The following is a 7,829-nucleotide window of genomic DNA, read 5'->3' on the forward strand; positions in this document are numbered from 1 at the left end:
AAGATTGCAGTATACTTCCGCCCAACGACATGTCAAGCAGTTTAGTGCATGTCGGTCAACAGGACGCATGACCATGAAGCTCAAGATCCTCGTCGGCACCATGACCAGTACCGCCGACTATGTCGCGCAGGCCATCCAGATGGATTGCGCCGATCTGGTGGATGACATCGAAGTCGTCCTGATGGACGGCCTCGACATCTCCGTGTTCGACGAAGATGCACTTTATCTCATCTGCACCTCGACCTACGGGTCCGGCGACGTGCCGGACAACGCGCGGGCGCTCTACGACTCGCTCGAGGAGTCGCCCAAGTACCTCGGACACGTGCGGTACGGCGTGATCGCCCTGGGAGACCGCACCTACCTGCAGACCTTCTGCTTCGGCGGCAAGAAGTTCGATGAGCGCATGCAGAACCTGGGCGCGCGCCGAATCGGCGAAGTCTGGTGCCACGACGCCAGCGCCGGGACCATGCCCGAGGAAGAAGGCACGGCCTGGTGCCGCCAGTGGCTGACGCAGGCCCTGGCGGACGAAGAAGCGGCGGCCTGACGGCCAGCGGGCAGGACCCGCGAACACCAAGGCGACCACAACACGAGGAGACCCATGCGCCTGAGCCAAGCCGACCACAGCACCAGCCCGCCGCGGGTGGAGATCCCGCGCGACTACAACGCGGCGCATGACCTCCTCGCGCGCAATGCAGGCCGAGCCTCCAGGCCCGCGTTCATCGACGCGGCAAGCGGCCGCGCCCTCGCCTACGGCGAGCTCGAGCAGCAGGCACACCGCTTCGCCAACGCGCTGCGCGCCCGCGGCTTCCAGCCCGAATCGCGCGTGCTCATGGCGATGCTCGACACGCCCGAGTGGCCGGTCGTTTTCCTCGGCTGCATCCTGGCCGGCGTGGTGCCGATCGCCGCCAACACGCTGCTCACCGCGCCCGACTTCGAATTCATGCTGCGCGATTCGCGCGCGCAGGCGCTGTTCGTCTCCAAGCCGCTGGCCGCCACCTTCGACGGCATTGCCGGCAAGGTGCCCACGCTCGAGACGGTCATCGTCGCGGGTGGCGAGGGCCCCGACTCCGTGGCTGGGATGGTCGCCGCCGGAGACGCCACGCCGCAGGTGGCCGCGACCTGCTGCGACGACCCCTGCTTCTGGCTCTACTCGAGCGGCTCCACCGGCACGCCCAAGGGCACGGTGCACCTGCACAGCCACCTGATCCAGACCGCGGAGCTGTATGGCCGCGGCGTGCTGGGGATCCGCGAGGACGACGTCGTCTTCTCGGCGGCCAAGCTGTTCTTCGCCTACGGACTGGGCAACGCGCTCACCTTCCCGATGAGCGTCGGCGCCACGACCGTGCTGCTGCCCACCCGGCCGACGCCGGCCGACGTCTTCGCGGTGCTGAAGAAGCACCGCCCGACCATCTTCTACGGCGTGCCCACGCTCTACGCCGCGCTGCTGGCCGACGCCGACCGGCCCAAACGATCGGACCTCAACCTGCGCGTCTGCACCAGCGCGGGCGAAGCGCTCCCGGCCGAGATCGGCAAGCGCTGGACGGCCGAGTACGGCGTCGAGATCCTGGACGGCATCGGCTCCACCGAGATGCTGCACATCTTCCTGTCGAACCGTCCGGGCGCGGTGCGCTACGGCACCACCGGGCAGGCGGTCCCCGGCTACGAGCTGCGCATCGTCGGCGACGACGGACGCGAATGCGGTGTGGGCGAGATCGGCGAACTGCAGATCAGCGGCCCGAGCGCGGCGCTGATGTACTGGAACAACCGCGCCAAGACCAAGGCGACCTTCGCCGGCGAGTGGACGCGCAGCGGCGACAAGTACACACGCGACGCCGACGGCTACTACACCTACGGCGGCCGCAGCGACGACATGCTCAAGGTCGGCGGCATCTATGTCTCGCCGTTCGAGGTGGAGGCGTCGCTGATGACGCATGCGGCGGTTCTGGAGGCCGCCGTGATCGGAGTGGCCGACAGCGACCAGCTGGTCAAGCCCAAGGCGTATGTGGTGCTCAAGCCGGGACAGCGGGCCAGCGAGGCCGACCTGCAGCAGCACGTGAAGAACCAGCTGGCGCCCTACAAGTACCCGCGCTGGATCGAGTTCGTGCCCGAGCTGCCCAAGACCGCCACCGGCAAGATCCAGCGCTTCAAGCTGCGGGCGACATCGCAGGCGCGCTGAGCGGCAGCCGCGCCTTACGGGTTATTCATGTGGCGGCGCGGCAGTGACATCAGGTACAAATGCTTCAAGCCTAAACAAATGAAAAGGAGCGCTCCATGACCACCCGCCGTCTCGTCCTCACCCGCGGTGCCGCCGCCGTCGGCGCCGCCTCGGTCGGCCTGCTGCTGCCGCAGATCGTGCGCGCGCAATCCAACCGCGTGCGCGTGGGCTTCATGCTTCCGTACACCGGCACGTTCGCGCAGCTGGGCGTGAACATCGAGAACGGCGTGCGCATGGCCATCGACGAGCGCGGCGGCAAGCTGGGCGGCCGCGACATCGAGTGGTTCAAGGTGGACGACGAGTCCGAGCCGTCCAAGGGCGTGGAGAACGCGCAGCGCCTGGTCCAGCGCGACAAGGTCGACGTGCTGATCGGCACCGTGCACTCGGGCGTGCAGATGGGCATCCAGCGTGTCGCGCGCGACTCCGGCGTGCTGAACCTGATCCCCAACGCCGGCGTGCACGCCGCCACCCGCGCCCTGTGCGCGCCCAACGTCTTCCGCACCTCGTTCACCAACAGCCAGCCCACGCTGGCGCTGGGCAAGCCCATGATGGACAAGGGCCTCAAGCGCGCGGTCTGGATCACGTGGAAGTACGCCGCGGGCGACGAGGCGTTCGAAGGCTTCAAGGACAGCTACACCAAGGCCGGCGGCACCATCGTCAAGGAGCTGGGCCTGCCCTTCCCCAACGTGGAGTTCCAGGCGCTGCTCACCGAGATCGCGTCGCTCAAGCCGGACGCCGTGGCCTGCTTCTTCGCCGGCGGCGGCGCGGCCAAGTTCATCCGCGACTACGCGGCCGCGGGGCTGAAGGACCGCATCCCGCTGTGGGGCTCGGGCTTCCTGACCGAAGGCGTGCTCGACGCCGCGGGCCCGGCCGCCGAGGGCATCATGACCACGATGCACTACGCGGATTCGCTCGACACGCCCCGCAACCAGAAATTCCGCGGCGACTTCGCCCGAACCTTCAAGCTGCAGCCCGACGTGTACGCCGTGCAGGGCTACGACACCGGCCTGCTGCTGTCGCAGGGCATGGGCGCCGTCAAGGGCGACATCGGCAACAAGCAGGCGCTCTACAAGGCGCTGGAGACGCAGACCATCGACAGCCCGCGCGGCAAGTGGTCGATGAGCAAGGCGCACAACCCGATCCAGGACATCTACCTGCGCCGCGTGGAGAACAAGGACAACAAGGTGGTCGGCATCGCCGCCAAGGCGCTGGCCGATTCGGGCGCCGGCTGCAAGCTGGGCTGAGGGGTTCTGTTCCGCTGAGGGAGGCCGTGGCCTCCCTTTTTCTTGCCCGATACTCCGCCGGATGACCCTGTCCACCTACCTCCTGTACGTCGCCGCGGTCAGCGTCCTGATCGTCACGCCGGGGCCGACCCTGCTGATGACGCTGTCCAACGCCGTGAACCACGGACCGGGCCGCGCGCTCGTGTCCGCGGGCGGCGCGCTGACCGCCAGTCTCGGCGTGATGGCGCTGTCGGCGCTCGGCCTGGGCGCCGTGCTCGCCGCGTCCGAGGCGGCGTTCACCGCGCTCAAGGTGCTGGGCGCCGCGTACCTGGTCTGGCTGGGCGTCAGGACGTTCCGCGCGGGAGACCGGCTCGGGCTCACGCCCGCCGCGCCGCCGCACCGCTCGCTGTTCATGCAAGGGCTGCTGGTGGGCGCGAGCAACCCGAAGGCGCTGCTCTTCTTCGCCGCGTTCTTCCCGCAGTTCATCGACCCGGCCTCGCCCATGTTGCCGCAGTTCGCGATCCTGTCCCTCACGTTCGTGTCCGGCGACTTCCTGATGCTGGTGGCCTGCGCGTTCGGCGTGGGCCGCCTCGCGGGCTGGCTGCAACGGACGGGCGTGGTGCGCTGGATCAATCGCGTCTGCGGCGGGCTGTTCACGCTGATGGCCGGCCTGCTGCTGCTCTCGCGGCGCAACGCCTGAGGACGTCCCATGGACTTCTCGCTTTTCCTGCTCCAGCTGCTCAACAGCGTCCAGTACGGGCTGCTGCTGTTCATGCTGGCGGCCGGCCTGACGCTGATCTTCGGGATCATGGGCGTCGTCAACCTCGCGCACGGCAGCTTCTACATGCTGGGCGCGTACGTGGCGTGGTCGCTGTCCAGCCGCCTGGGCAGCCTGACGGTGGCCATCCTGCTGGGCGCCGTGCTGGCCGTGGCCTTCGGGCTGCTGCTCGAGCGCCTCTTGTTCCGCCACTTCTATCACCGCGACCACCTCGACCAGGTGCTGCTCACGTTCGGCCTGATCTACGTGTTCGAGGAGATGCGCTCCATCCTGTGGGGCGACGATGTGCACGGCGTCAACATTCCCGCGACGCTGGGCGCCTCGATCCCGCTCACCGAGAACCTGTCCTACCCGGTGTACCGGCTGTTCATGTCGGGCGTGTGCATCGCACTCGCACTGGCCTTGTACTTCCTGATCTCGAAGACCCGGCTGGGCATGAAGATCCGGGCCGGCGCCTTCAACCACGACATGACGGAGGCGCTGGGCGTCAACATCAAGCGCATCCACGCCATCGTGTTCGCCATCGGCGTGGGGCTGGCCACCATCGCCGGCATGATCGCCGCGCCGATCTCCAGCGTCTACCCCAACATGGGCTCGCAGGTCCTCATCATGTGCTTCGTGGTGGTGGTGATCGGCGGCATCGGGTCGGTGCGCGGCGCGCTCATCTCCGCGCTGCTGGTGGGCACCGTCGACACCTTCGGCAAGGTGCTGCTGCCGCAGATCGCCGGCATGCTGGTCTACATGCTGATGGCGGCCGTGCTGCTGTGGAAACCGGAAGGCTTGTTCAAGCAATGAGCGTCGCCAAGTCCCACCTCGAAGTCCTGCCGCGCAGCCTGCAGCTGCTGCTGGTGCTGGGCCTGATCGCCCTGGCGGCGTTTCCCTTCGTCAGCACCGACTTCTACGCGGCCATGATGGCCCGCATGATGATCCTGGCCATCTTCGCGATGAGCCTGGACCTGCTGCAGGGCGTCACCGGCCTGGTGTCGCTTGGGCACGCGGCCTTCTTCGGCATCGGCGGCTATTTCCTTTCGCTGGTGTCCACGGACAGCGGCACGGTGAGCCTGTGGTGGACGTTGCCGGGTGCAGTGCTTGCGTCGGCGCTGTTCGCCCTGGTGATCGGCTTCTTCGTGGTCCGCACCCACGGCATCTACTTCATCATGGTCACGATGGCATTCGCGCAGATGCTGTTCTACCTGGTGTTCGACAACAAGGAAGTCAGCCTCCTGGGCCTGCCGCTGCGCCTGGGCGGCTCGGACGGCGTCTACATCAACCTCAAGCCCGACGCCGCATTGTTCGACCTGGAGAACCGCAAGGTCTTCTACTTCTTCACCCTCGCGTGCCTGGTGCTGGTCTACCTGTTCCTGCGGCGGGTGCTGTGGAGTCCCTTCGGCCGCGTGCTGGCCGGGATCCGCGTGAACGAGCACCGCATGCGCGCGCTGGGCTACGGCACCTTCGGCTACAAGCTCGCCGCGTTCACGCTCGCGGGCGGCCTGGCAGGGCTGGCCGGCTATCTGTGGGGTGCGCAGACCGGCTTCGTGAACCCCGAGCTGATGGGATTCCACATGAGCGCGCACGCGATCATGATGGTCATCCTCGGCGGCATGGGCAACTTCGCCGGCGCGATCGTCGGCGCCTTTGCCTTCGAGTACCTGCTGCACCTGTTCAAGGACGCGCCCGACATCGGCGGCTTTCGCGCGGGCAAGCACTGGCAGCTTTGGATGGGCCTCTTCATCGTGCTCGTGGTGGCCTTCGCGCCGCGTGGCCTGCTCGGCCTGGCAGAGCGCGTGCTGCGGAGCAAGGGAGAGCACCGTGGCTGACGAAGTGCTGCTCTCCGCGAAGAACCTCGTCAAGCGCTTCGGCGGCCTCGCGGCGGTGAACGGCGTCTCCGTCGACCTCTGGCGCGGCCGCATCCATGCCGTCATCGGACCGAATGGCGCGGGCAAGTCGACGCTGACCAACCTGCTCTCGGGCGACCTGCCGCCGACCACCGGGACCATCCACCTGGGCGGCGCGGAAACAACGGGGCGCTCGCCCGAGAAGATCTCGCGCGCGGGCCTGGGCCGCAGCTACCAGAAGACCAACATCTTCCTGCCGTTCACCGTGTGGGAGAACGTGCGGCTGGCCTCGCAATCGCGCGCGCAGCGTGCGGCGAGCTGGTTGAGCAGCGCCACCTCGCACTCGGTCACCAACGAGCGGGCCGAGAAGGCGATGGTCCTGGCGGGCCTGGAGCACCGACGCGAAGCCATCGCGGGCACCATCAGCCACGGCGAGCAGCGGCAGCTGGAGATCGCGATGACGCTGGCCACCGAGCCGCAGGTGCTGCTGCTGGATGAACCGCTCGCCGGCATGGGCACGGTGGAGGCCGAGCGCATGGTGGCGCTGCTGCAGCGCCTCAAGCAGGCCCACGCGATCATGCTGGTGGAGCACGACATGGACGCGGTGTTCGCGCTGGCCGACCGGCTCACGGTGATGGTCAATGGCCAGGTGATCGCCAGCGGCACGCCGGAGCAGATCCGCGCCGACGCCGGCGTGCGCGCGGCCTATTTGGGGGAAGAGCATTGAACAGCCGAACGCAGAAAGCGCAGAAATGAGCTTGAACGGCGTCTCGAATCACTCTGCGCTTTTCGCGTTTTCTGCGGTTTCTGCGTTCCGCATTTCAGCAACATGAGCACCACCGAACTCCTCATCGACGCCCGCGGCCTGCAGACCTACTACGGCCAGAGCCACATCCTGCGCGGCGTCGATTTCCAGGTCGCCCGCGGCGAGACCATCGGCCTCATGGGACGAAACGGCATGGGCAAGACCACGCTGCTCAAGACGCTCATGGGCCTCGTCAAGCCGCGCGGCGGCACGGTGCACGTCAAGGGCCGCGACATGACCGGCTGCGCCCCCTACGAGATCGCCAAATGCGGCGTCGCCTACGTGCCCGAGGGCCGCGGCATCTTCGGCAACCTGAGCGTGGTCGAGAACCTGAAGATGGCCGCCAGGCCCGGTACGAACGGGCAGCGGGACTGGACGTTCGAGCGGGTCCTCCAGACCTTTCCGCGGCTGGCGGAACGGCTGTCGCATGGCGGGCAGCAGCTGTCGGGCGGCGAGCAGCAGATGCTCACGATCGGGCGCGCGCTGATGACGAATCCGGACGTGCTGATCCTCGATGAAGCGACGGAAGGCCTGGCGCCGCTGATCGCGCGGGAGATCTGGCGGATCTGCGGGTTGATCCGGGAGTCCGGCATCTCGACGGTGATCGTCGACAAGAACTGGAAGCACGTCACCCGGCTGACCAATCGCAACCTGATCCTGGTCAAGGGCGAGGTCGTGTTCAGCGGGACATCCGACGAGTTGAGGTCCCGGCCTGAAGTGTTGACGCAGCACTTGGGCGTTTAGCTTTGTCGAACCGCTTAGGCAAATGACTGCCTGCTTGCGGCTTGTGCAGCGATGCACCACAGCCGCGCGCGCCACCAAGCCCAGCCATACGCAGCCCGTGTCGGCAAACACGCCGCACACGTGCGCCGTTTTGGCTCGCCGCTCAGCTACATCCCGTCCCGCCTGATCGTCGGCGAAGTCGACACGCGTCTGTAGGTGTCTGCCTACGGCAATTCGCCGGCGCTTCCTT

8 protein-coding genes are annotated in these 7,829 nt (G+C 67.4%); all 8 read left to right on the forward strand.

What is annotated here, in order from left to right; all coding sequences use genetic code 11:
- Positions 1 to 73 precede the first annotated feature (73 nt).
- The 8 genes from EZ313_RS21745 (at position 74) to EZ313_RS21780 (ending at position 7,600) form a co-directional block, all read left to right on the forward strand.
- Positions 74 to 544, forward strand: a complete 471-nt coding sequence (locus tag EZ313_RS21745; RefSeq protein ID WP_135265424.1) for a flavodoxin domain-containing protein — start codon at positions 74 to 76, stop codon at positions 542 to 544.
- A gap of 54 nt (positions 545 to 598) precedes the next feature.
- A complete protein-coding gene (locus EZ313_RS21750; RefSeq protein WP_135265425.1) occupies positions 599 to 2,176 on the forward strand; it encodes a benzoate-CoA ligase family protein in 1,578 nt (525 codons plus the stop codon).
- Between the two features lie 95 nt (positions 2,177 to 2,271).
- Positions 2,272 to 3,459, forward strand: a complete 1,188-nt coding sequence (locus EZ313_RS21755; RefSeq protein ID WP_135265426.1) for an ABC transporter substrate-binding protein — start codon at positions 2,272 to 2,274, stop codon at positions 3,457 to 3,459.
- A 61-nt stretch (positions 3,460 to 3,520) separates the two neighbouring features.
- Positions 3,521 to 4,138: a LysE family translocator gene (locus EZ313_RS21760; RefSeq protein WP_135265427.1), complete on the forward strand. Its 618-nt coding sequence runs from the start codon at positions 3,521 to 3,523 to the stop codon at positions 4,136 to 4,138.
- A gap of 9 nt (positions 4,139 to 4,147) precedes the next feature.
- Positions 4,148 to 5,011 carry a branched-chain amino acid ABC transporter permease gene (locus tag EZ313_RS21765; protein ID WP_135265428.1) on the forward strand — a complete coding sequence of 288 codons (864 nt, stop codon included), beginning with the start codon at positions 4,148 to 4,150 and terminating at the stop codon, positions 5,009 to 5,011.
- A complete protein-coding gene (locus EZ313_RS21770; RefSeq protein ID WP_135265429.1) occupies positions 5,008 to 6,033 on the forward strand; it encodes a branched-chain amino acid ABC transporter permease in 1,026 nt (341 codons plus the stop codon). The genes EZ313_RS21765 and EZ313_RS21770 overlap by 4 nt, the downstream gene beginning before the upstream one ends.
- Entirely contained in the window at positions 6,026 to 6,778 is a 753-nt protein-coding gene (locus tag EZ313_RS21775; RefSeq protein ID WP_135265430.1) for an ABC transporter ATP-binding protein, read from the forward strand. Before EZ313_RS21770 ends, EZ313_RS21775 begins: the two co-directional genes overlap by 8 nt.
- Positions 6,779 to 6,880: 102 nt before the next feature.
- On the forward strand, positions 6,881 to 7,600 hold the full coding sequence (locus tag EZ313_RS21780) for an ABC transporter ATP-binding protein (RefSeq protein WP_135265431.1): 720 nt from the start codon (positions 6,881 to 6,883) through the stop codon (positions 7,598 to 7,600).
- Positions 7,601 to 7,829 lie beyond the last annotated feature (229 nt).

Source organism: Ramlibacter henchirensis, assembly GCF_004682015.1.
GTDB lineage: Bacteria > Pseudomonadota > Gammaproteobacteria > Burkholderiales > Burkholderiaceae_C > Ramlibacter > Ramlibacter henchirensis.

Bases quoted from the DNA above. Each gene is read 5' to 3' on its own strand.
- EZ313_RS21745 (WP_135265424.1), top strand. From the start codon at position 74: ATGAAGCTCAAGATCCTCGTCGGCACCATGACCAGTACCGCCGACTAT.
- EZ313_RS21750 (WP_135265425.1), top strand. From the start codon at position 599: ATGCGCCTGAGCCAAGCCGACCACAGCACCAGCCCGCCGCGGGTGGAG.
- EZ313_RS21755 (WP_135265426.1), top strand. From the start codon at position 2,272: ATGACCACCCGCCGTCTCGTCCTCACCCGCGGTGCCGCCGCCGTCGGC.
- EZ313_RS21760 (WP_135265427.1), top strand. From the start codon at position 3,521: ATGACCCTGTCCACCTACCTCCTGTACGTCGCCGCGGTCAGCGTCCTG.
- EZ313_RS21765 (WP_135265428.1), top strand. From the start codon at position 4,148: ATGGACTTCTCGCTTTTCCTGCTCCAGCTGCTCAACAGCGTCCAGTAC.
- EZ313_RS21770 (WP_135265429.1), top strand. From the start codon at position 5,008: ATGAGCGTCGCCAAGTCCCACCTCGAAGTCCTGCCGCGCAGCCTGCAG.
- EZ313_RS21780 (WP_135265431.1), top strand. From the start codon at position 6,881: ATGAGCACCACCGAACTCCTCATCGACGCCCGCGGCCTGCAGACCTAC.